Origin of the sequence: Halomonas sp. C22, assembly GCF_007655045.1 — a bacterium.
Classification (GTDB): domain Bacteria; phylum Pseudomonadota; class Gammaproteobacteria; order Pseudomonadales; family Halomonadaceae; genus Vreelandella; species Vreelandella hamiltonii.
Window position 1 is genome coordinate 46899 of sequence record NZ_VBVC01000011.1, and the last position, 21791, is coordinate 68689.

The following is a 21791-nucleotide window of genomic DNA, read 5'->3' on the forward strand; positions in this document are numbered from 1 at the left end:
TGTTGCCTGTACACTATCAGACACTGCCCAGAGGAAAAGTTCGCACAAAGGTCAAAATTTTCGTCTTCCCCAAGGGACGCGTATACTAGCCACTCCTCTCTCACCGCGACACAGGGAGCGTGACATGGCACTTTATTTACTGGTCTTTGGCGTTTGCGTCGTGGTGATTGGCGGCGTGCTGTTGGCGCTGATGACCGCCAGCACACCGCGCTACCGCACCGAGCCTCAGGATCTGATCGCCCTTTTCGACAAAGCCCTGGCCAGTCAGGTGAGCGAAACCGAGTGGAACACCATCATTGGTTACCCCATTCGTCATGACGAATATCTGGATAACATACGCCGTCGCGCCTCGCACTTGATGGATAGCCACGGCAGACGCTGGCAGATCGCCCAAGGCAAACCGCTGCTCAACGCCACCGGGCAGGAAGAGCTTCAGGCCCTGCGCGATCATCTGGCGGCCCATACCGCGCTACGCCAGCGTTAGCCTTGCATCGTCGAGGAGACCTTCATGCCCAGCACCATTCGCCAAATCCCGCTGGAGAGCGCTACCCGCCACCACGCCCATGACTTTCATCAGATCGTCATTACTCTGTGCGGCTCGTCCGAGTTCGAGATCGAGGGACTGGGCGGACGCGTCAATGCGTTTTCAGGCTGTATCGTGCCCGCCAATCACGAGCATTACTACTCCGGCAGCGGCCATAACCGCCAGCTGATTCTGGACCTGCCGGAAGACGCCCCCGCACTGACGGGAGAGCATCGCGAGCTGGTAGCGCTGTTCGATGCGCCGCGTTTTTTTGCGCTGGACAGCGCATTACGCCACTACCTGACCTTCGTCGAAAGCGAGCTGGCCCGAGGATTCGACAATTCGGCCACCTCCTTTCAACAGGACCGTCTGGCCGCGACGCTGCTGGGGTCGTTGAAAGCCCGCCTGGGGGCAGAGCCATCCGCTGCCCAACGGCGCATCGACCTGCACCAGATCGACCGTTTCATTCGCCGCCATCTGGCCGACGAGCTGCGCGTTGCCGACCTGGCCAAGCTGGCCTGCCTGAGCGAGGCCCACTTCTCGGAACGCTTCCGTGCCCAGACAGGCTTGTCGCCTTGGCAATACGTGCGTCGACAGCGCCTGCACGCCGCTCGGCAGCTGATTCTGCAAAGCCGCCTGCCTTTGACCGATATTGCCATCCAGACCGGCTTTGCCAACCAGAGCGCGCTCTCTCATGCCTTTCGGAGCAGTTACGGCGCGTCGCCTCGCCAGTTGCGCCAGGGCACTGCCAGCGCCACCCTCCCCACGACCAATGGAACGCCGAGCACTGCCTCTGCTGCTGCTCCCTCACGCTAGGCTCGGTTCGGCTGGCACAGGCCGGCATTCCCCTATGATGGCCCGGCAGCGTTGAGAGCGGTGCTGGCAAGTCGCCAACCGCTCTACTAAAGTCGTAAACAGGCGCTTCTTGCCGAGAATTTGACACGTTTTGCCATGAAAACGACATACAACTGACGGGCGCGCGCTCTACATTCGACAACATACTGGGCACCTGCCCTGCTATCACTGTTTTTAAACGCTGGTGAATCCAGCCATTCGCTTCAGCAGCCTGTTTCAGACCTGTCTTACGGGGGCCTCAATGCTTAATGCCAAGAAAATGCGTGACCCAGCCATCTGGCAAACCGACCTTGATACGCTGATGGCGCGTATTAGCGACCACTACATCGTGGATGAGGATGCCTACGTTAGCGAGCTGATCAAGGTACTGAACGCCGACTCGGACGACTTCTCCCGCATCGAAGCCAACACGGCCGCGCTGGTGCGAGAAGTGCGCAACATGGATACCGCCGTCGATACCATCGACGAGCTGCTTCAGCAGTACAGCCTGGACACCCATGAAGGCCTGATGCTGATGTGCCTGGCCGAAGCCATGCTGCGCATCCCGGACACCGCCACCGCCGACGCCTTGATCGAAGACAAGCTTGGCCCGGCCGACTGGCAGTCCCACGTGGGCAAGAGCGAGTCCTGGATGGTCAACGCCTCGACCTGGGGCCTGCTGATGACCGGCAAGGTACTGAAGCTGGACCACCCCAAAGAGGGCCAGCCTGCTCACTTCATCAATCGCATGGTCAACCGTATGGGTGAGCCGGTGATTCGCCGGGCGATGATGGAAGCCATGAAAATCATGGGCAAGCAATTCGTGCTGGGCCGCGATATCAACGAAGCGCTCAAGCGCTCGAAGCCGCTGTTCAACAAGGGCTACACCTACTCCTACGACATGCTGGGGGAAGCCGCCCGCACCCGCGCCGATGCCAAGCGCTACTTCGACGACTACGCCCGTGCCATTGAGCAGGTGGGCAAAGCCTGCAAGACCCTGGGCGACAAGACCCCTGCACCTTCAGTGTCCATCAAGCTGTCGGCCCTGCATCCGCGCTATGAGTTTGGCCGTCGCGAGCAGGTGCTGGCCGAGCTGGTGGACACCGTGATCAAGCTGGTCACCAAGGCGCGCGAGCTGGACGTGGCCGTCACCATCGACGCCGAAGAAGTAGACCGCCTGGAGCTCTCGCTGGAGGTCTTCCGCGCCATTTATCAAAGCAGTGCTGCCAAAGGATGGGGCCACTTCGGCCTGGTGGTGCAAGCCTACTCGAAGCGTGCGCTGCCCGTTCTGCACTACTTGAACCGACTGGCCGACCAGCAAGGCGACGAAATTCCGCTGCGCCTGGTGAAGGGCGCCTACTGGGACAGCGAGATCAAGGAGTCGCAGCAGCTGGGGGTCGATGGCTACCCGGTCTACACGCGCAAAGCATGTACCGATGTGGCCTACCTGGCTTGCGCCCAGTTCCTGCTCTCCGACGACACCCGCGGGCGCATCTTCCCGCAGTTCGCCACCCACAACGCGCACACCGTGACCACGATTCTGGAGCTGGCCAACCAAGACAGCCGCCCGTTCGAATTCCAGCGCCTGCACGGCATGGGCGAAGCGCTGTATGACGCCGCCCTGGCCCGGGCCCCCAAAGGCACCTACTGCCGCATTTACGCCCCGGTGGGCGCCCACAAGGACTTGCTGCCCTACCTGGTGCGCCGTCTGCTGGAAAACGGCGCCAACTCTTCGTTCGTGCACCAGATCGTCGACCCCGAAGTGCCGGTGGAGTCGCTCTGCAAGCACCCCATCGAAACCCTGCGCCAGCAGAAGAGCTTCTACAACAAGCGGATTCCGCTGCCCAAGGACATCTACGGTGCGAAACGCCGCAACTCTCGTGGCGTCAACCTCAATATCCGCAGCCAGTACTATCCGCTGATGGAGAAGATGGCCACGTTCATGGACAAGCAGTACCCCACCCGGCCACTGCTGGCGTTCGACGTGGCCGAAGATGCGGGCAATACCCATCGCGTGACATCGCCCTTTGATCGTCGCCAGACCGTGGGCAGCGTGCAGTGGACCAGCAAGGAGCAGGCGGCCAAGGCACTGGACGCTGCCTGGGAAGCGTTCCCGCGCTGGGATGCCACGCCGGTTGCCGAGCGCGCGGCCATCGTTCGCCGCCTGGGCGACCTGATGGAAGAGCACATGGCCGAGCTGATGACGCTCTGCTCCCGGGAGGGTGGCAAGCTGCTCACCGACGGCGTGGACGAGATCAAGGAGGCCGTGGATTTCTGCCGCTATTACGCCATGCGCGCCGAAGAGTCGTTCGGCGAGCCCATCGAGCTGCCTGGCCCCACCGGTGAATCGAACCGGCTATCCATGGGCGGCAAGGGCGTGTTTGCCGCCATCAGCCCCTGGAACTTCCCAGTGGCCATTTTTTGCGGTCAGATCGTCGCAGCCGCCGTGGCAGGCAACACCGTGCTGGCCAAACCCGCCGAGCAGACCTCCATCGTCGCGCATCGCGTCATCGAGCTGCTTTACGAAGCGGGCATGCCCCGCGATGTAGTGCAGCTGCTGCCGGGCGACGGCCCCACCGTGGGTAGCGTGCTGACCTCCGACCCGCGCATCACCGGCGTGGTGTTCACCGGCGGCACCGATACGGCTCAGATCATCAACCGCGCCCTGGCCGCCCGCGAAAACGCGCCGCTGCCAACCCTGATCGCGGAAACCGGCGGCATGAACGCCATGATCGTGGATTCCACCGCCCTGCCCGAGCAGGTGGTCATGGACACGATCCAGTCAGCGTTCCAGAGCGCCGGGCAGCGCTGTTCTGCCCTGCGTGTGCTTTACCTGCAGGATGACGTGGCCGACCGCGTCATCGAGATCCTCAAGGGCGCCATGAGCGAACTGCGGATCGGTGATCCGCGCGATTTGGGCACCGACGTGGGCCCGGTCATCGATGAGGACGCGCGCAAAGGGCTGCTGGCACATATCGACAAGCTCAAGGGCGAAAACCGGCTGGTCGCCGAAACCCCGATGACCGCCGAGCATACTCAGCACGGCACTTTCGTGGCCCCGGTCGCCTTTACCATCGACAGCATCGATGCGCTGACCCGCGAGCAGTTTGGCCCCGTGCTGCACATCGTGCGTTACAAGGCCCGCGAGATCGACAAGGTGATCAACGACATCAACGGACGGGGATATGGCCTGACGTTTGGCGTGCATAGCCGTAACGAATCCTTTGCCGCTGAAATAGCGCAGAAAATTCGAGTAGGCAATGTGTACATCAACCGTAATATCATCGGCGCAGTGGTCGGCGTGCAGCCATTCGGCGGTCAGGGCCTTTCGGGCACCGGCCCCAAAGCGGGTGGCCCGCATTACCTGCAGCGCTTCGTGACTGAGAAGACGATCACCAACAACACCGCCGCCCTGGGTGGCAACGCGTCTCTATTGGCGCTAGGGGATGAGTAGAACGCTCATCGACATAAACTAACCTGAACTCCTGAAAAGGATCCGTCTCATGGTTGACAATAATAGCGTGACTGCCTGCGCTGCCACGGCCCTCCCAGGCCGTGCACCAGGCACAGGGAACTCGACATCGATACTCCGCCATACCCTTTCCGGCGCCCTGCTTGACGGCTCGAGCCGTGGCCAGCCACTGGCCACGCCGAACCGGCAGGGAAATTAACAACAAGATCAACGTGCCTTGGCCACGCACCGCCAAGGCGCTGACGCTGTCGGAGTCAGGAATGTACGAAAGAGCGGCCAGCACGCGCGGGCTTTCGTAGGTGACCTGACTCCGTTCTGACGAACTGGAGAAGTGTTATGGCTACTGGTGTTTGGATTAGCTTGCTTGGATATTTTGCGCTCATGATCGCCATCGGCATCTATGCCATGCGCAAAGCGACCTCTTCCTCGGAAGATTACATGTTGGGGGGCCGTACTCTCAGCCCGCAGGTCGCGGCACTCTCGGCAGGGGCCTCCGATATGAGCGGCTGGCTGCTGCTGGGCTTGCCCGGGGCCATGTTCGTGTCTGGGCTGGGCTCTGCCTGGATCGGCATTGGCCTGCTGGTGGGCGCACTGCTCAACTGGATACTGGTCGCGCCTCGTCTGCGCGAGCAGACCATTCATTACGGCAACGCGATTACCATTCCGGCGTTTCTGGCCAACCGATTCCCGACTCGTGCCCTGGCACTGCGCACCGTGTCGGCCATCGTGATCGTGATCTTCTTTGCCGTGTATACCGCCTCGGGCCTGGTAGCCGGTGGCAAGCTGTTCGAAACGGCCTTCACCGGAGTGTACAACTTTGGCGACATGAGCAATTACGCCATGGGCGTCATCATTACCCTCGGCGTGGTGCTGATCTATACCGTGGTAGGCGGCTTCCTGGCCGTGAGCATGACCGACTTCGTGCAGGGCTGCATCATGATGCTGGCCTTGATCATCATGCCTGCGGTGGTGCTGTTCGGTGACGGCGGCGGTGGTTTCTCACAGGCGTCGGAGACGCTCAACAGTGTCGATCCCACGCTGCTCTCCTGGACCACGGGGCTGACGTTCGTAGGCTGGCTGTCGGCGGTGACCTGGGGCCTGGGCTATTTTGGTCAGCCGCATATCATCGTGCGCTTCATGGCCATTCGCTCACAAGAAGACGTGCCTGTAGCGCGTAACATCGGTATGGGCTGGATGCTGGTCTCGCTGATCGGTGCCGTGTCGCTGGGCTTGGCGGGTCGCGCCTTCGCAGTGCGTAACGGCATGGACATCCAGGATCCTGAAACCATCTTCATCGTGCTGGCCAATCTGCTCTTCCACCCGCTGATCACCGGCTTCCTCTACGCGGCGCTGCTGGCAGCTATCATGAGTACCATCTCCAGCCAGCTGCTGGTGTCCTCCTCTTCGCTGACGGAAGACTTCTACCGCCTGTTCCTGCACAAGAATGCCACCGAGCAGCAGTGCGTGGCGGTGGGCCGTGTGTGCGTCGTGCTGGTGGGTATCGTGGCCGCCATCATTGCTTCCAATGAAGACTCGCAGGTGCTGGGGCTGGTCAGTAACGCCTGGGCAGGCTTTGGCGCTGCCTTTGGTCCGCTGATCATCCTCGCGCTGATGTGGCCGCGCACCAACGGTGCAGGCGCATTGGCCGGCATGATCGTCGGTGCCGCCACCGTGATGATCTGGATTTCGCTGGGCTGGAGCGGCTCCTTCATGGGCGGCCCGGGTGTCTACGAAATCATTCCCGGATTCATCGCCTCCTTCATCGCCATCCTGGTCGTCAGCAACATGACCGCCGATGCCGGTGAGTACCAGCACATCGAACGCTGATCCTGACCATTACGCCTGGCGACGATTTTTAGCCACGGCTCTTGGCCAGCATGCCACCCTCACCGCCTGCTTCGGAAGGCGGTGAGCATCGGCAAGCAGTCATCCGAGACCTCCTCGTCAAGGCCCCGCCTTGCAGGAGGTCTCTTGCATTGTTGGCCGCTTGCGCACCGCTCTTTGCCTCAGGTCAATAACGCACCGCTTCTGGCTGGTTATAGTGGCGCCATGGATCGCGAACCACTCACCCTCATCATGGTCAGGAGCAACATTATGCGCCCGTTCAAACCCTCTCTTCTCATCGCTGCCAGCATGGCCGCTGCAACGCTGGCCGCCAGCAGCCAGGCCTTTGCCTACGGCGCAGGTGACTTCTTTACCCGCGTGGGCGTGGCACAAGTGACACCCAAAAACGACAACGGCGCCTTGGCCAACGGCGCACTGGCGGTGGACGTTCAGGACAAGACCGACTTCGCCTTTACGCTGGGCTATCGCTTTCACGATAAGGTGGGCGTCGAACTGCTGGCCGCACTGCCCTTCAAGCACGACATTGCCCTGAACGGCGAGAACCTTGCCTCGACCAAGCACCTGCCACCCACCCTGACGCTGCAGTATTACCCGCTGGGCGGCACCCAGGCACGGGTTCAGCCCTACATTGGCGCTGGTATCAACTACACGCGCTTCTCGGACGAACAGCTGGCGATTGGTGAGTTGGATCTGGACGACTCCTGGGGTCTGGCAGGCCAATTGGGTATCGACCTGCTGATCGACGACAACTGGGCGCTCAACGCCGCCGCCTGGTACCTGGACATCGATACGGACGCCACGGTGAACGGCGCCGCAGCGGGCACCGTCGAAATCGACCCCATCGTGGTCATGGCGGGTCTCAGCTACCGCTTCTAAAAGATACGGAGCTACCCATCAAACCGAACAGGCCCGGGGCATTAGCTCCGGGCCTGTTCGGTTGAGAAGCACGACAGCACCGCGCTGACGGCCACCTGTTCAGTTGTCTGTCACCAGTTGGTCGACTCTTTCCATGGCGCGAATCACCAGCACCTGGTCGCTGGCGCGCACTTTTTCCTGCATCAGATAAGCGGCCATGGCGGGCGCTACCTCACATTTGGCGGGCAGGGTCGCCTGAGCTTCTACCAGCGCGGTCAACCGGGACACGAACACATAGCGCACCCACTGGGGCAGCGACATGGTATCCACACAAAAGGGCTCCTGACTGGCAAACGCACTCGCCTCTGGAAGGGGGGTTCGCCATAGGTTGGCGGCTTTCATCGCGGCTTCAAGCTCGAGAAGCGCGGTTTGAAGCTGTTGATGGACGCTCATAAACAGTCTACTCATAAGGAATGGTCGGCGTGATTATCCCAACTCTGTGTGTAACTTGCCACCGAGAGGCATGGCCAACGCGTTTATGCACAGATTCACAGAAAACCTGCAAGAGACTGTGGATAAACTATGGAAAGGTGTCGCAACGGCTACTCCCACGGGGCCTGGGGAATGTTGTTCACTTTTTGACCACTTCGACGATAAGGTATGGTTTTATCAATGGTTACGGCTGACAGTGACCGAGCATCAAGGTAGAGTGCACGCTTGAAATGCGGAAGGATGTCATGCAACCAATTACTACCCTCGACGAGTTCTTTATCCGCAGCGGTGCCGACGTGACGCTCTACCATATGGGGCGTCGTGTGGTGCCCTGCTCGCGGGATACCCTGCGCGGCTTCGAGCAGGCCGAACACGCCTGGCCCGAGCCCTGGCTGGGTCAGGCGCGTCTGGGCATCGTGTTTCGGCTGGGTGCGATGCCTGAACCGGCTATTTGGTTCCTCGCCCTGCCCTTGGACGAGCAGGGCATGCTCTCGCCTGCACAGCGGGATGGCTTCATCAATCGCTTGCTGGAAACTCTGGGGCGTAATGCCCTGGCGTCAGAGCAGACATTGTCAGCTGACGCCAGCGCTGGCGTAGACGACCTGATGAAGGACAACCCGCTGGCCTTCACGCCCGACGTCACCTTTCAGGCCATGCTCAATGCCCGTGCCACACTGCACCTGGGGCTACCTGCCAGCCAGCATCTGGAACCGGTAGAAGCGTATCTGAGTGGCCAGCAGTCGATCGATTGGCAAGCGCTCGGCGTGCAGGGGCTGGCTGACTTTGCGGTGCGCATGGACGACGATGCAGCCAGAGCGCTGGCCGAACGGCTGTCTTACCTGCCCGCCAGCGTTACGCGTGCGCTATGCTACTGCCTCGAGCACCAGCCTTTGCCAGGCTGCCTGCTGGAAGCGCTTCAGGCGCGTGGCGAGCAGGCGGCCAGCGAGGGAGACGTGGAAACCGTGTGCGCCTGCGTAAGGGCTGTCGGCAGCTCACCAGAACCCACGGTAGGCGATTGGTACACGAGCTTGCTTGAGGATAGCGCTGCCTGCGGCCCTGACCTGATGGCTGCCATGGCCGGGCGCGGCTGGCAACTGCTGGAAGACGAGACACGCCTGCCGCTGTTCCTGAACCGACTGGCCGAAGACGAGCGTGCCGATTTCTCAGCCGTCGTGCGTGATATCGCCCTCGTTCCCAGGCTACGCTTGCCTGTCATGTTGACCCTGCGTGACGCACCTGTCGGTTCACCCATGCACGCACGCCTGGCAGGCCTGATGCCGCGCCGCGCATAAATTCGTAACAGGTGACGGTCATCATGCTGTTCTTCCAACTAGATGTCAGGAGTCAACCGTGAAGGAATTACCCTATCAGGCCAAGGCCGTGATTGGCCGCCGTGAAATGGTCACGCTGACCGACCTTGGCCTTCACCTGTGCTGCAAGGCCGATACCGGCGCGCGCACCTCTGCCCTGCATGCCGAAGAGATCGAGACGGAAGAAGACGCCCATGGGCAGCTGTGGGTCAGTTTCGTGACACATAGCGGGGGTCCCGACACCCCTGGGCATCGTTATCGTCTACATTTACATGACAGAAGACGGGTGACCAGCTCGAATGGGCACAGCGAATGGCGCTACGTCATTCGCACACAGATGGAACTGGGCCAGCTCAGCTTCCCCGTCGAACTTACCTTGACCGACCGCAGCAATATGCGCCACCCCATGCTATTGGGCAGGCGCGCCATGCGTCGTCTGTTAGTCGCACCCGGCGCTGCCTTTTTGCACGGCGAGCCTTGAATATACTTAACACGCCTTTCCTGTTTTGGCCCGGAGCCCTGCATGCATATTGCCCTACTTTCGCGTAACCGCAATTTATACTCGACCCGCCGCCTGGTCGAAGCCGCCGAGCAGCGCGGCCATACGGCTCGTGTCGTGGATACGCTGCGCTGTTACATGAGCATCGCCTCTCATCACCCCTCGATTCATTACAAGGGGGCCGAGATCGAGCCCTTCGATGCGGTCATTCCCCGCATTGGCGCCTCGGTGACTTTCTACGGCTGCGCCGTGCTGCGCCAGTTCGAAATGATGGGCACCTACGTGATCAACGACTCGGTCGCTATCACGCGCTCCCGCGACAAGCTGCGCTCGCTGCAGCTACTTTCCCGCAAGGGGCTGGGGCTGCCCATCACGGGGTTTGCCCACTCGCCAGACGACATTCCCGACCTGATCACCATGGTCAAAGGGGCGCCGCTGGTCATCAAGCTGCTGGAAGGCACCCAAGGCATTGGCGTGGTACTGGCCGAGACCAACCAGGCTGCCGAGTCGGTGGTGCAGGCGTTCATGGGCATGAAGGCCAACATCATGGTGCAGGAGTACATCAAGGAAGCCAAAGGCGCCGACATTCGCTGCTTCGTGATTGGCGACAAAGTCGTGGCGTCCATGAAGCGTCAAGCGGCCGAAGGCGAATTTCGCTCCAACCTCCACCGTGGCGGCACGGCCAGCGTGATTCGCATTACCCCTGAAGAGCGCTCCACCGCCATCCGGGCAGCCAAGGCCATGGGCCTGCGCGTTGCCGGTGTCGATCTGCTGCGCTCCAACCATGGGCCGGTGATCATGGAGGTCAACTCTTCTCCTGGGCTGCAGGGAATCGAGAGTGCCACGGGCAAGGACATCGCGGGCATGATCATCGAACATATCGAAAAAAACGCAACGCCTGCCCGAAAAGCGCCCCCCAAGCCTAAAGGCTAACGTCCAAAGGTAAAAATAATCCGCATTAGGGGTGGCAAATCAACGCTGCCACCCCCACAATCTGCGTCACCGAAGGAGGTAGACGCTCATGTTTCTCGACAATCGCCAAGTGGCGATGGACAGCGTGCTGGAAGCGCTGGCCGATAGCATTGATTATTTCCAGGACAATATCGAACGCCTGCGCCCCTCGCTGCGCGACGCGCTGAAGCCTCACTACACGGCTCGACTGAAACAGATGCGCAAGCTGCAGGAGTTGGCCCGTGCCCATCTGAAAATGCTTCCCAGGGATGCCGACGTGGAGCGCGATGACTTTCTGTGGCTGTGGAGCCGCCTGAAAAGCTTCGTGGGCAACGATAGTCAGGTTCTGATCAATGAACTGTTGGAACAAGAGCGTGTCTTGATGCAAGCCCTCTCGACCCTGTTTACCCATCCGCTGCCCGACCCCATCGAACCCGTTGTGGAAGAGTGCATGCAGGGCTGCCGTAAATTGATCCGCGAGCTGTATAGCCTGCAAAAGCGCAAAGCTCGCCGCTAAGCGCTCCTTTCGCGCACCTTCAAGGAGCCGCCGACGGCTCTAGCTGCCGCGCTGGCTCTCCGAGCAGAGGGAGTTCCGGATAGAGCAGGCGCACGCCTTCCAGGTCGATCAGCACATCAGTGGTCACGGGTGGCGGCTCCAGAGGCAATCGATCACGGCTCAGCACGATAGGCTCGGCCGGCCCCAGAAAGTGAGGCTCCCTGCCCCACAGGTACAGATCCCCTAGCGTCGCCATACGCGCCAGCCACTCACGCACCTTGAGCCGCCACTCGCCCGCCGAGGGCTGCTCTTCGGCCACACAACCCGTCACGTCCATGCCCAGCGAGCGGCCGATAAAAATCGCTCGTGGCAAGTGCCAGCTCTGGGTCACCAACAGCGCCTGCTCCAACTGAAACACATGCCGCGCTCGCACCATGGTGTCGTAGGTACTGAAGCCCGCGAAATCCATGGTCAACCTGTCGGCCGGCACGCCTCGTCGATAAAGGTCGCGCCACATGGCTCTGGGCTCGTTGTAGGCCTGGGTGCGGTTATCCCCGGAGAGCAGCAGATGCTGCACGCGCTCATCGGCTATCAGGCGCGCCGAGGTGCGCATACGCGCATGAAAATGAGGGTTACGCAGCCCGCTACGTGTCCAGTGAGAGGTGCCAAAAACGATAGCGACATCCGTTGGACGGCACTCTTGCAGCTGCGTATGGATATAGCGTGAGGTGCTCAGCAGTACCCAGGCGTTGCCTGCCGCCAATAGCAAAGCCGCCAGCAGCACCATGGCTACCAGCGACAGCAGACAACGTTTTACCCAACGAAATAACAGGCTGTGCATCCAGCTCCCCAGCAGGGGTTAGAACATGCCGAGCTCAAGCTTGGCTTCATCGCTCATCATGTCACGACTCCAGGCGGGGCTGAAGACGATTTCGGTATGCACCTTGCTGATCTGCGGCGCTCCCAGAATCTTGTTGCGCGCATCGGCAGCGATGACATCGCCCATGCCGCAGCCAGGCGCGGTCAGCGTCATGCGAATGGTGACGATGCGCTCACCGCTGATCAAGCGCTCGATACGACACCCGTACACCAGCCCCAGATCGACGATGTTGACCGGAATTTCCGGATCGAAACAGGTGCGCAGCTGATCCCAGACGAACTGCTCGATCTCGTCATCGCTGGCGGATTCAGGCAGCGTAGGCCGTGGCAATGCTTCAAGCCCCAAGGCATCGAGATTGCGACCCTCGATCAGATACAGCCGCCCTTCGTATCCAACGCTGACAGAGCTGCCTTTCGCCTGCATGACACTGACGATGCTATCTTCTGCCAGCGTATCCGTCTTGCCGAACGGAATGGCAATGGCTTCTACATCACGCTGTAGCGGCAGTTTCTGGCCTCGTTCGAGGCTGGCCACTTGCTCGATATCCATAGATGTCCTTAGCGTACCATTTGGATCACACGGTTCAGCGCCGCAACGAACGCATCGACCTCTTGCAGGGTATTATACGCTGCAAACGAGGCACGACAGGTAGCCTCGACGCCAAAATGGTGGAGCAGCGGCTGCGCACAGTGATGCCCCGTGCGAATCGCCACGCCCAGCTGGTCGATCAATAGCCCGATATCCTGGGAGTGGGCACCGTCCACCACGAACGACAGCACTCCCGCCTTGTGCGGCGCCGTGCCTAGAATGCGCAGTCCGTCGATGTGGCTGACGGCCTGAGTGGCATGGGTCAACAGCACGGCTTCCCAGTCGCCAATGGCCTCGACCCCCACCTCCTCTATCCACTGCAGCGCACGCCCCAGCGCAATCACTTCCGCAATGGCAGGCGTGCCGGCTTCGAACTTGTGGGGAATGTCCGCGAAGGTTGTGCCCACGTCGAACGAGACGGTCTTGATCATCTCACCGCCCCCCTGCCAGGGCGGCATGGCCTCCAGCAGCGCCGCCTTGCCATACAGCACGCCCACGCCCGTGGGGCCATACACCTTGTGGCCGGAGAAAGCGTAGAAGTCGGCGTCGATGTCCTGAACATCCACTTTTTGGTGCGGCGTCGCCTGGGCACCGTCGACCAGAATCAGTGCGCCCTGCTGATGGGCCAACGCGGCCATTTCCTTGACCGGGTTGATGGTCCCCAGCGCATTGGACACATGATTCACCGCCACCAGCCGGGTACGCTCGTTGAGCAGTGTGCGATAGGCGTCCATGTCCAGCGCACCATGAGCGTCTACCGGGATCACCTTGATGGTGAAACCACGCTCGGCGGCCAACAGCTGCCAAGGCACGATGTTGGAGTGGTGCTCCAGCATCGAGATGAGCACTTCGTCGCCCGCCTGCAGCTGGCTTCGCCCCCAGCTCTGGGCGACCAGATTGATCGCCTCAGTGGTGCCCCGAGTGAAGATGATCTGGCGAGCATCCTCGGCATTGAGAAAGTCCCTGGCGCGATGACGTGTCGCTTCGAACGCGGCCGTCGCCTCATCCGCCAGGGTGTGCAGCCCACGGTGGATGTTGGCGTTGTAGCGAGCGTAGTAGTCGCCAAACACGTCGATGACCGCCTGGGGAGTCTGGCTGGTAGCAGCATTGTCCAGATAGACCAGCGGCTTGCCGTGCACTTCCCGCTGGAGCACGGGGAATTCGCGGCGCAGGGCCTCGATATCGTAGGCGGCAGTGCTGGCCGTGGTCGCTTTCTCAATCACGCTCTGGGGCATGGGGGACTCCTTGATTAATCGTTCAGCGCAGCCGCTGCTTCCACCAGCCCTGCCAGGTTGAAGCGCTCGGGCAGTTTGCCTGCCACCGCCAGCTCGACTCGCTCGGCAATGGCATCCAGCGTGACCTGTTCCAGCACTTCACCGGCAAAGGCCAGTGTCAGCAGGCCGCGCGCCGTGGCTTCGTCGATACCCCGGGTACGCAGCGCATAGACGGCTTCTTCATCCAGCTGGCCCGTGGTGGTGCCGTGGGAGCACTTGACGTCATCGGCGTAGATTTCCAACTCCGGCTTGGCGTTGATTTGCGCGCGGTCGGAAAGCAGCAGGTTCTGGTTGCTCTGGAAGCCTTCGATTTTCTGGCTGTCGCGCTTGACGTATACCCGGCCGTTGAAGACGCCCTGCGCACGGTCATCCAGAATGCCCTTGTAGTTCTCGTTGGAGAACGTCAGCGGCGCGTTGTGGTTGACCTTGGTGTGGTTATCCACGTGCTGGCGACCCTGACCGAAGAACAGCCCGTACAGGTTGCTTTCGGCGCCCTGCCCGTCCAGCTCGCAAATCAGGTCGTTGCGCACCAGCGCACCGCCCAGATTCAGGTTGTAGGAGGTGTAGCGGCTGTCGCGACTCTGCTCCACGTGGATACTGGCAATGTGCAGATCGCCCAGCGGAGCTTCCTGAAGCTTGTAGTGGTTGAGGATCGCACCACGGTCCAGCATCAGCTCACCGACCACGTTGGTGAAGTTGGCAGCATCGGCTTCCCCCACGTAGTGCTCGATCAGCGTGGCCTCACTGCGCCCGGCCGCTTCGACCAGCACCCGCGGGTGGCTCATGACCGGCGCCCCGGCCCGTGAGAGAAACTGCAGCAGAATCGGCTTTTCCACTACCGTGCCGGGCGCAATACGCACCACGGCCCCTTCTTCCACGAACGCGGTGTTGAGCGCCGAGAAGGGGGAGAATTCCACGCCGGTCAAACGACCCAGCGGGCCACCCACCGCTTCATGGTTATCGCTGAGCGCCTTGGAGAGCGGCATGACCTGCACGCTGGAAGGCAGACCTTCCAGGTCAGACAGCGCCGCCGAAAATACGCCATCGACGAAGGTCAGGCGATAGGCTTCCAGTGGCAGCGTCAGCGCAGCCGCCTGCGCCTGAGAGAACTCGGCGTTATCGGCCAGGGCGAAATTTCCCTGAGCAATGGCGCGTACGTCGGTGTATTTCCACTCTTCATCGCGACGAGTAGGAAAGCCCATCGCCTCGAAGCGTGCGGCCCCCGCCTGGCGGCGTGCGGCCATCCAGCTGGGCTCTGCGCCACGCTGTTGGCTGCGCGCCGCCAGCGTATCCAGAAAGGTTTGTGTCTCGCTCATGCCACGGACTCCTCGATGCCTTCGTAACCGTTGGCCTCCAGCTCTTTGGCCAACGCCGCGTCACCGGTCTTGACGATACGACCATCCATCAGGACGTGGACCTTGTCGGGCACGATGTAGTCCAGCAGGCGCTGGTAGTGCGTGACCAGCAGAATGGCACGCTCTTCGGCGCGCAGGCTGTTGACCCCATCGGCCACGACCTTCATGGCGTCGATGTCCAGGCCGGAGTCGATTTCGTCCAGCATGGCCAGCTTGGGCTGCAGCACCAGCATCTGCAGGATTTCGTTACGCTTCTTTTCACCGCCGGAGAAGCCTTCGTTCACCGCGCGCTGCAGGAAGCTGGCATCCATTTTCATGAAGTTCAGCTTCTCTTTGACCAGCTTCATGAACTCTGGGGCGGGCATCTCGCCTTCACCGCGGGCAGCACGCTGCGCGTTCAGCGCCGACTTCAGCAGGTAAATGTTCTTCACCCCCGGAATCTCGACGGGGTACTGGAAACCCAGCAGCAGGCCTGCCTGGGCGCGCTCTTCGATTTCCATTTCCAGCACGTCCTGGCCTTCGAAGGTGATGCTGCCCTGGGTGACTTCGTAGCCATCCTTGCCCGCAATGACCGCTGACAAGGTGGATTTACCCGCGCCGTTGGGGCCCATGATGGCGTGCACTTCACCGGCATTGATGGTGAGCGTCAGGCCTTTCAGAATCTCTTTGCCGTCGACGGTGACGTGTAAATCATTCACTTGCAACATAGTAATCGCCTTTTAAAAAATAGGGGGATGCCTGCGCGGTTAGCCCACCGCACCTTCAAGAGTGACGTTCAACAGTGCTTCCGCTTCTACCGCAAACTCCATCGGCAGCTCCTGGAAGACATCCTTGCAGAAGCCGTTCACGATCATGCTCACCGCATCTTCTTCCGAGATGCCGCGGCTCTGGCAGTAGAAGAGCTGGTCTTCACCGATTTTCGACGTGGTGGCTTCGTGCTCGATGGTCGCCGTGCTGTTGCCGATTTCCTGGTACGGGAAAGTGTGGGCACCGCACTTGTCGCCGATCAGCAGCGAATCGCACTGGGTAAAGTTACGTGCGCCTTTGGCACGCGGGCCGATCTTGACCATACCGCGATAGGACTGATCACTCCTGCCCGCCGAGATACCCTTGGCCACGATGTAGGAGCGTGTGCCTTCACCGATATGGATCATCTTGGTGCCGGTATCCGCCTGCTGGCGCCCGTTGGTCACGGCCACCGAGTAGAACTCACCGATGCTGTCCTTGCCACGCAGTACGCAAGAGGGGTATTTCCAGGTAATGGCCGAGCCGGTTTCCACCTGCGTCCAACTGATACGCGAGCGCTCACCACGGCAGTCGCCGCGCTTGGTCACGAAGTTGTAGATACCGCCTTTGCCCTCTTCATCACCGGGGTACCAGTTCTGAACGGTGGAGTACTTGATGTAGGCATCATCCAGCGCCACCAGCTCGACCACCGCTGCGTGCAGCTGGTTTTCATCGCGCATGGGCGCCGTACAGCCTTCCAGGTAGGAGACCTGGGCACGACTTTCGCAGATCACCAGCGTGCGCTCGAACTGTCCGGTATTGGCCGCGTTGATACGGAAGTAGGTGGACAGCTCCATCGGACAGGTGACGCCTTCCGGCACGAAAACGAACGAGCCGTCGGTGAACACCGCAGAGTTCAGCGCAGCAAAGTAGTTGTCGGCGACCGGCACGACGGTGCCCAGGTACTGCTTGATCAGCTCCGGGTAGTCGCGGATGGCTTCCGAGATGGAGCAGAAGATGACCCCGGCTTCCGCCAGCTCTTTCTTGAACGTGGTGGCTACCGATACCGAATCGAATACCGCATCGACCGCCACACCCGCCAGGGCAGCACGCTCGTGCAGCGGGATACCCAGCTTCTCGTAGGTTTCCAGCAGCTTGGGATCTACCTCATCGAGGCTTTGAGGACGGTCTTCCGGACGCTTTGGCGCGCTGTAGTAGGAGATCGCCTGATAATCGATGGGCGGATAATCGAGGTGTGCCCAGGAGGGCTCTTCCATTTTCAGCCACTGACGATAGGCATCCAGACGCCACTCCAGCATCCATTCCGGCTCGCCCTTCTTCTTGGAAATGAAGGCAATGGTGTTTTCATCCAGGCCAGGTGGCAGTGTGTCGCTTTCGATATCGGTGACAAAGCCATCTTTGTACTCGCGACGAACCAACTGTTCCATTTCTTCGCTTGCCATGGTGATACCCTCCGGGCAGTTGGGTGGCGAGTTGAGCTCGCCGTCAATAAGAGTGAATGTGGTTGCGACTTACGCCGAAGCCGCCGATAGCGTAATGCTTTGAATGGGTAGCTGAACGGGCAGCTTGATGGGCGCGGTGTCGGCGAGGTGCGCCAGGGTGACGCTCTCCAGCAGCGTGCGAATGGCCAGGGAAACGCGCTGCCAGTTGTCGGCCACACCACAGGTAGCCACCAGGTCGCACTCGCCTTCCGCCTGGCTGCACTCGGTCATGGCCACGGGACCTTCGATGGCGCTGATGATATCGGCGGCGGTAATCCGCGAGGCGGGGCGTGCCAGCCGATACCCACCCTGGGCGCCGCGCTGGGACTCCAGCAACCCGGCCTTGACCAGCATTTTAAGCGTCTTGCTCACAGTCGGGTGCGGCAGCTGAACGGCTTCGGCCAGATCGGCGGCGGCATGGGAAGTGTTCGGATGGCGCGCGATTTGCGCCATCACCACCGCCGCATAGTCTGTCAGCCGAGAAAGCTTGAGCATGGTGACTCCCGTATGTAAGGCCCCGTGTGCGAGGAAGAGGCTTACCCATTAATTGGGGACCATTTTAGTCCTGTATAAAAATGATGTGAAGCCCTTCTGCAAAATCCTTCGCAAAAGTCGCTACTTCCTGGCACGTTCGCCGCTGATAACTTCAAAAAAGCCAATCATTCTCATTCATAAAAGCTATGACCGGCGACCCAGAAATGAGCATCGACCCCTGGCAAGTGGCAACATCAGGCTTTCTTGACGAAAATCGACTTCAATTTCATCGGGCCAATGCCATCTATCTTGCAGTCGATGTCGTGATCACCGGAGACCAGGCGGATGTTCTTGACCCGCGTTCCCACTTTGACCACCAGCGAGCTGCCCTTCACCTTGAGATCCTTGATCACGGTCACCGTGTCGCCATCGACCAGCGGGTTACCGTTGGCATCACGAATGCCGGTGCTGGCGGATGCGGTTTCCTCTTCACCACCTTTCGACCACTCATGGCCGCATTCCGGGCACACGAATTGCAGGCCGTCGTCATAGGTGAATTCAGAGGCGCAGGCGGGGCAGTTGGGAAGGTCACTCATGAAAAGGCTCCATCGCTATCGGGTCATCTACTGGACGTAGAAAGCGGTGGAGCCTACACGGCTTGGGCAAAATGCTCCAGCCTGAAGAGATAGGTCAGTCGCGCTGGTAGGTACCGACCAGCCGATTCATGCCCAGCAGGTGCGGCTCGACGGCACGCAGCAGTTCGGGCAGCGTCAGTCCTTCGGGAAGCGTGGTTGCCTGGTCCAGTGCCAGTACCCAGAAATAGTAGAGGTGGCTACCATGGCCTTCCGGCGGCATTGGGCCGCCATAGCCCGGCTTGCCGAAATCCGACATCCCCAAGGTGCCTTGAGTAGTATTCTCTTCCAGCGACGTCATATCGCCCGGCAAGTTGTATAGCACCCAATGCACAAAACCGTAGCTGCCCTCTTTGACCAGCGGGGCATCGGGATCGTGGCAGATCACCGCATAGCCTTGGGTACCTTCAGGTGCACCCTGCCAGGCCAGATCGGGTGAGATGTCTTCGCCTTCGCCGGTATGCTTGGCAGGGATGGCCTGATGCTGACCAAAGGCCGTACTGCTGACCTGCATGGAAGATAGTGCAAATCCCATCGTCATCTCCAAATCGTCGATCGTAGGTTCAATTCATCAATGTAGCCAAACCGTTAGCCTAAATCCAACGCCGCCGCATGGCGCTGCTGCCACTCTTCGACGAGGCGCCGATTGTCGGCATTCATGCGCTCGTCCAGCACCCCCGGCAGCTGCACGGATTCCCCACGGGTCTGGAAGGTGATCAGCGGGTCTTGCGTGGCCAAGTGCAGGGCATACAGCACCAGCATCAGCTCGTAGGCGTCCTGCGTATTGAGCCTGGCCAGCAGAAGTGGCACTGCGGGCGCCCCGATCTCACCCAGCCGCTCAGCGGCAATGTACCAGGGGCGCGGATTATCCGGGCCACCATATTGCGAAACGAAACTGCGGTCTGCCAAGCGACTGACATAGTAAGCCGCTTCTTCTTCGGGGCTGGCCAGCAGCGGCGGCACCCAATCCGTGACCGGTGAGGCGGACGCGCGCGTGGCCGACGGCATAACAGGTGATACTGCAGGCTCCACCGCCGAAGGAGACTCCACTGCGCTACTGGAGGGCGAGGGCTGGCCTGCACACCCCACCAACAGCAGCACGGCTGCGCATGCTGCCGCTTTCCCTACGCGCTTCCCCGCTATCTGCCCTACTCTCTTCCCCACGCTCCTGGCCTGCAGATACATGACTCGCTTCCCTTGTTGAGCTTTCAACAGATTGTCCCTTTATCGTGATACTCGTCTGGCTAGCCATGACGTCAGCACGACGTTTGAGCAGTGCTTTACCAGCCGTCATGCTGCCTTTAGTGTGGCACCTACGGGGCACATCGCCAATCGCCACTGCGCAGGTCTTTGCCATGAAACAGCTATTAATCGTCGCTCACGCCCCTTCCGTCAATACCCAGGCCTTGAGGGAAGCTGCCAGGCGAGGGGCAGAGCATCCCGATCTCGAGCATGTCGTCTGTACGGTGAAAACTCCCTTCGAAGCAGGGCCCGCCGACCTGCTGGCCTGCGACGCCGTTCTGCTCGGCACCACCGAAAACCTCGGCTACATGAGCGGTGCCCTGAAGGATTTTTTCGACCGTAGCTACTACCCAGTATTGGATGAGAAGCAGGGCTTGCCCTGCGCGCTCTACATTCGCGCTGGCCACGACGGCACGGGCACCCAGCGAGCCGTGGAAAGCATCGTGACCGGGCTGCGCTGGCGCTGGGTTCAGCAACCGGTGGTCTTGCGAGGCGAGTGGCAGGAGACATTTGCTGCACAGGTCGAGGAGCTGGCCATGGCGTTGGCGGCCGGGCTGGATGGCGGCATGTTTTGATGCCACGCCCCCCCTGCAAACGGCAAAACGGCACCCGAAGGTGCCGTTTTGCAATCACATGGCTGGCGGGCGCGTCATTTCAAGCGCTCGAACACCGTGGCAACGCCTTGGCCCATACCGATACACATGGTCGCCAGGCCCAGAGTGGTATCGCGCTGCTGCATCACATTGAGCAGCGTGGTACAGATGCGCGAACCGGAGCAGCCCAACGGGTGGCCCAGGGCGATGGCACCGCCGTTCAGGTTGACCTTTTCGTCCATGGCATCGAGGAAGCCCAGGTCCTTGAGCACCGGCAGACCCTGGGCAGCAAACGCCTCGTTGAGCTCAACGGTTTGAATATCCGCTGCCGACAGGCCAGCGGCCTTCAAGGCCTTTTTGGACGCGGGTACCGGGCCGTAGCCCATGATGGAGGCATCACAGCCTGCCACACCGGTCGACAGCACGCGGGCAATCGGCTCCAGCCCCAGCGCCTGGGCACGCTCGTAGCTCATCACTGCCATGGCGGAGGCCCCCACCGACAGCGCCGATGAAGTACCGGCCGTGACGGTGCCACTACGGGGGTCGAACACCGGCTTCAGGTTGGCCATGGACTCCAGGCTGGCATCGGCACGGATCACTTCGTCGTTCTTCACCAGTACCTTGAAGCCGCGCTGGTCGTGGCCTTCGACACCGATGATCTCGTTATCGAAGTAGCCCTTCTCCATGGCTGCCTGGGCGCGCTGATGCGAGCGTACGCCGAACTTGTCCTGGTCTTCGCGGGAGATGCCGTGCATCTTGCCCAGCAGTTCGGCGGTCAGGCCCATCATCATGGCCGCCTTGGCAGCGTACTTGCTGGCTGCCGGGTTCACGTCCACACCGTGGGCCATGGGCACGTGCTCCATGTGCTCCACGCCACCAATCACATAGAAGTCGCCCATGCCCGCCTTGATGTTGGCCGCCGCAATGTGCAGCGCGGTCATCGAGGAGCCACACAGACGGTTCACCGTTTGCGCAGGCACGCTACGAGGAATGCCGGTCATGATCGCCGCGTTACGGGCGATGTTCATGGACTGCTCCAGAGTCTGGTTGACGCAGCCCCAGATCACATCGTCCACTTCCGACGGATCCAGATTGGGATTCCGGCTGAACAGCGCCTGCATCACGGCAGCAGACAGGTTCTCGGCACGTACGTTACGGAAAGCGCCGTTCTTTGCTTTTGCCATGGCGGTACGAACACCGTCCACCACCACGATATCTCTCGGATTCAAACTCATCATATTTCTCCTG

22 protein-coding genes are annotated in these 21791 nt (G+C 60.8%); 10 read left to right on the plus strand and 12 right to left on the minus strand.

Going from position 1 to position 21791, the window contains the following annotated elements; all coding sequences use genetic code 11:
• Positions 1-124: 124 nt before the first annotated feature.
• From FEU76_RS16645 to FEU76_RS16665, 5 genes are all read left to right on the plus strand, one after another.
• On the plus strand, positions 125-484 hold the full coding sequence (locus FEU76_RS16645; RefSeq protein WP_039179455.1) for a hypothetical protein: 360 nt from the start codon (positions 125-127) through the stop codon (positions 482-484).
• A gap of 24 nt (positions 485-508) precedes the next feature.
• Positions 509-1339 (plus strand): AraC family transcriptional regulator, encoded by an 831-nt coding sequence (locus tag FEU76_RS16650; protein ID WP_039179452.1) that lies wholly within the window; start codon positions 509-511, stop codon positions 1337-1339.
• A 280-nt stretch (positions 1340-1619) separates the two neighbouring features.
• Positions 1620-4811, plus strand: coding sequence for a bifunctional proline dehydrogenase/L-glutamate gamma-semialdehyde dehydrogenase PutA (gene putA / locus FEU76_RS16655; RefSeq protein WP_096922729.1), 3192 nt, complete (start codon positions 1620-1622; stop codon positions 4809-4811).
• A 354-nt stretch (positions 4812-5165) separates the two neighbouring features.
• On the plus strand, positions 5166-6656 hold the full coding sequence (gene putP / locus FEU76_RS16660) for a sodium/proline symporter PutP (RefSeq protein ID WP_096922728.1): 1491 nt from the start codon (positions 5166-5168) through the stop codon (positions 6654-6656).
• Between the two features lie 267 nt (positions 6657-6923).
• Positions 6924-7550: an OmpW/AlkL family protein gene (locus FEU76_RS16665; RefSeq protein WP_052196418.1), complete on the plus strand. Its 627-nt coding sequence runs from the start codon at positions 6924-6926 to the stop codon at positions 7548-7550.
• Between the two features lie 99 nt (positions 7551-7649).
• On the opposite strand, the gene FEU76_RS16670 is transcribed toward FEU76_RS16665, so the two are convergent.
• On the minus strand, positions 7650-7982 hold the full coding sequence (locus FEU76_RS16670) for a YqcC family protein (RefSeq protein WP_039179444.1): 333 nt from the start codon (positions 7980-7982) through the stop codon (positions 7650-7652).
• Between the two features lie 284 nt (positions 7983-8266).
• On the opposite strand from FEU76_RS16670, the gene FEU76_RS16675 reads away from it, so the two are divergent.
• The 4 genes from FEU76_RS16675 to FEU76_RS16690 all read left to right on the plus strand — a co-directional run bounded on the left by FEU76_RS16675 (position 8267) and on the right by FEU76_RS16690 (position 11298).
• Positions 8267-9313 carry a DUF3549 family protein gene (locus tag FEU76_RS16675; RefSeq protein ID WP_144984449.1) on the plus strand — a complete coding sequence of 349 codons (1047 nt, stop codon included), beginning with the start codon at positions 8267-8269 and terminating at the stop codon, positions 9311-9313.
• A 58-nt stretch (positions 9314-9371) separates the two neighbouring features.
• Complete coding sequence (locus FEU76_RS16680) at positions 9372-9812, plus strand: ATP-dependent zinc protease family protein (RefSeq protein ID WP_039179438.1); 441 nt, start codon at positions 9372-9374, stop codon at positions 9810-9812.
• A gap of 42 nt (positions 9813-9854) precedes the next feature.
• A complete protein-coding gene (gene rimK / locus FEU76_RS16685) occupies positions 9855-10763 on the plus strand; it encodes a 30S ribosomal protein S6--L-glutamate ligase (protein WP_016914261.1) in 909 nt (302 codons plus the stop codon).
• 88 nt (positions 10764-10851) lie between these two features.
• On the plus strand, positions 10852-11298 hold the full coding sequence (locus FEU76_RS16690; RefSeq protein WP_039179432.1) for a hypothetical protein: 447 nt from the start codon (positions 10852-10854) through the stop codon (positions 11296-11298).
• 19 nt (positions 11299-11317) lie between these two features.
• Here the strand turns inward: FEU76_RS16690 and FEU76_RS16695 are convergent, their stop codons facing one another.
• The 10 genes from FEU76_RS16695 to FEU76_RS16740 all read right to left on the minus strand — a co-directional run bounded on the left by FEU76_RS16695 (position 11318) and on the right by FEU76_RS16740 (position 19716).
• Positions 11318-12118, minus strand: coding sequence for a SanA/YdcF family protein (locus tag FEU76_RS16695; RefSeq protein ID WP_096922725.1), 801 nt, complete (start codon positions 12116-12118; stop codon positions 11318-11320).
• Between the two features lie 18 nt (positions 12119-12136).
• Positions 12137-12706 (minus strand): putative Fe-S cluster assembly protein SufT, encoded by a 570-nt coding sequence (gene sufT, locus FEU76_RS16700; protein WP_039179426.1) that lies wholly within the window; start codon positions 12704-12706, stop codon positions 12137-12139.
• A gap of 8 nt (positions 12707-12714) precedes the next feature.
• On the minus strand, positions 12715-13980 hold the full coding sequence (locus tag FEU76_RS16705) for a cysteine desulfurase (protein WP_144984452.1): 1266 nt from the start codon (positions 13978-13980) through the stop codon (positions 12715-12717).
• Between the two features lie 14 nt (positions 13981-13994).
• The gene (gene sufD, locus FEU76_RS16710) at positions 13995-15335 is read right to left on the minus strand and encodes a Fe-S cluster assembly protein SufD (RefSeq protein ID WP_016914266.1); all 1341 of its coding nucleotides are present in this window, start codon (positions 15333-15335) and stop codon (positions 13995-13997) included.
• Complete coding sequence (gene sufC, locus FEU76_RS16715) at positions 15332-16081, minus strand: Fe-S cluster assembly ATPase SufC (RefSeq protein WP_039179419.1); 750 nt, start codon at positions 16079-16081, stop codon at positions 15332-15334. The genes sufD and sufC overlap by 4 nt, the downstream gene beginning before the upstream one ends.
• A gap of 39 nt (positions 16082-16120) precedes the next feature.
• Complete coding sequence (sufB, locus tag FEU76_RS16720; RefSeq protein WP_039179416.1) at positions 16121-17563, minus strand: Fe-S cluster assembly protein SufB; 1443 nt, start codon at positions 17561-17563, stop codon at positions 16121-16123.
• 69 nt (positions 17564-17632) lie between these two features.
• Positions 17633-18097, minus strand: a complete 465-nt coding sequence (locus tag FEU76_RS16725) for an SUF system Fe-S cluster assembly regulator (protein ID WP_016914269.1) — start codon at positions 18095-18097, stop codon at positions 17633-17635.
• Positions 18098-18330: 233 nt separating this feature from the next.
• Entirely contained in the window at positions 18331-18672 is a 342-nt protein-coding gene (locus FEU76_RS16730) for a zinc ribbon domain-containing protein YjdM (RefSeq protein WP_039179413.1), read from the minus strand.
• A 94-nt stretch (positions 18673-18766) separates the two neighbouring features.
• Positions 18767-19243, minus strand: coding sequence for a YbhB/YbcL family Raf kinase inhibitor-like protein (locus FEU76_RS16735; RefSeq protein ID WP_039179410.1), 477 nt, complete (start codon positions 19241-19243; stop codon positions 18767-18769).
• A gap of 53 nt (positions 19244-19296) precedes the next feature.
• Positions 19297-19716: a hypothetical protein gene (locus FEU76_RS16740; protein WP_230478490.1), complete on the minus strand. Its 420-nt coding sequence runs from the start codon at positions 19714-19716 to the stop codon at positions 19297-19299.
• Between the two features lie 347 nt (positions 19717-20063).
• Between FEU76_RS16740 and FEU76_RS16745 the strand changes: the two genes are divergently transcribed.
• Entirely contained in the window at positions 20064-20525 is a 462-nt protein-coding gene (locus FEU76_RS16745) for a flavodoxin family protein (protein WP_039179407.1), read from the plus strand.
• Between the two features lie 74 nt (positions 20526-20599).
• Here the strand turns inward: FEU76_RS16745 and fadA are convergent, their stop codons facing one another.
• Positions 20600-21778, minus strand: a complete 1179-nt coding sequence (gene fadA / locus FEU76_RS16750) for an acetyl-CoA C-acyltransferase FadA (protein WP_052196417.1) — start codon at positions 21776-21778, stop codon at positions 20600-20602.
• Positions 21779-21791: the final 13 nt, after the last annotated feature.

What these genes read in the sequence shown, in the direction of transcription:
- FEU76_RS16745 (WP_039179407.1), top strand. Translation starts at nt 20,064, where the DNA reads ATGAAACAGCTATTAATCGTCGCTCACGCCCCTTCCGTCAATACCCAG.
- FEU76_RS16665 (WP_052196418.1), top strand. Translation starts at nt 6,924, where the DNA reads ATGCGCCCGTTCAAACCCTCTCTTCTCATCGCTGCCAGCATGGCCGCT.
- sufD (WP_016914266.1), bottom strand. Translation starts at nt 15,335, where the DNA reads ATGAGCGAGACACAAACCTTTCTGGATACGCTGGCGGCGCGCAGCCAA.
- putP (WP_096922728.1), top strand. Translation starts at nt 5,166, where the DNA reads ATGGCTACTGGTGTTTGGATTAGCTTGCTTGGATATTTTGCGCTCATG.
- FEU76_RS16735 (WP_039179410.1), bottom strand. Translation starts at nt 19,243, where the DNA reads ATGGGATTTGCACTATCTTCCATGCAGGTCAGCAGTACGGCCTTTGGT.
- FEU76_RS16725 (WP_016914269.1), bottom strand. Translation starts at nt 18,097, where the DNA reads ATGCTCAAGCTTTCTCGGCTGACAGACTATGCGGCGGTGGTGATGGCG.
- FEU76_RS16695 (WP_096922725.1), bottom strand. Translation starts at nt 12,118, where the DNA reads ATGCACAGCCTGTTATTTCGTTGGGTAAAACGTTGTCTGCTGTCGCTG.
- FEU76_RS16730 (WP_039179413.1), bottom strand. Translation starts at nt 18,672, where the DNA reads ATGAGTGACCTTCCCAACTGCCCCGCCTGCGCCTCTGAATTCACCTAT.
- rimK (WP_016914261.1), top strand. Translation starts at nt 9,855, where the DNA reads ATGCATATTGCCCTACTTTCGCGTAACCGCAATTTATACTCGACCCGC.
- FEU76_RS16670 (WP_039179444.1), bottom strand. Translation starts at nt 7,982, where the DNA reads ATGAGCGTCCATCAACAGCTTCAAACCGCGCTTCTCGAGCTTGAAGCC.
- sufT (WP_039179426.1), bottom strand. Translation starts at nt 12,706, where the DNA reads ATGGATATCGAGCAAGTGGCCAGCCTCGAACGAGGCCAGAAACTGCCG.
- FEU76_RS16675 (WP_144984449.1), top strand. Translation starts at nt 8,267, where the DNA reads ATGCAACCAATTACTACCCTCGACGAGTTCTTTATCCGCAGCGGTGCC.
- sufC (WP_039179419.1), bottom strand. Translation starts at nt 16,081, where the DNA reads ATGTTGCAAGTGAATGATTTACACGTCACCGTCGACGGCAAAGAGATT.
- fadA (WP_052196417.1), bottom strand. Translation starts at nt 21,778, where the DNA reads ATGAGTTTGAATCCGAGAGATATCGTGGTGGTGGACGGTGTTCGTACC.
- FEU76_RS16650 (WP_039179452.1), top strand. Translation starts at nt 509, where the DNA reads ATGCCCAGCACCATTCGCCAAATCCCGCTGGAGAGCGCTACCCGCCAC.
- FEU76_RS16645 (WP_039179455.1), top strand. Translation starts at nt 125, where the DNA reads ATGGCACTTTATTTACTGGTCTTTGGCGTTTGCGTCGTGGTGATTGGC.
- sufB (WP_039179416.1), bottom strand. Translation starts at nt 17,563, where the DNA reads ATGGCAAGCGAAGAAATGGAACAGTTGGTTCGTCGCGAGTACAAAGAT.
- FEU76_RS16705 (WP_144984452.1), bottom strand. Translation starts at nt 13,980, where the DNA reads ATGCCCCAGAGCGTGATTGAGAAAGCGACCACGGCCAGCACTGCCGCC.
- putA (WP_096922729.1), top strand. Translation starts at nt 1,620, where the DNA reads ATGCTTAATGCCAAGAAAATGCGTGACCCAGCCATCTGGCAAACCGAC.
- FEU76_RS16740 (WP_230478490.1), bottom strand. Translation starts at nt 19,716, where the DNA reads ATGCCGTCGGCCACGCGCGCGTCCGCCTCACCGGTCACGGATTGGGTG.
- FEU76_RS16690 (WP_039179432.1), top strand. Translation starts at nt 10,852, where the DNA reads ATGTTTCTCGACAATCGCCAAGTGGCGATGGACAGCGTGCTGGAAGCG.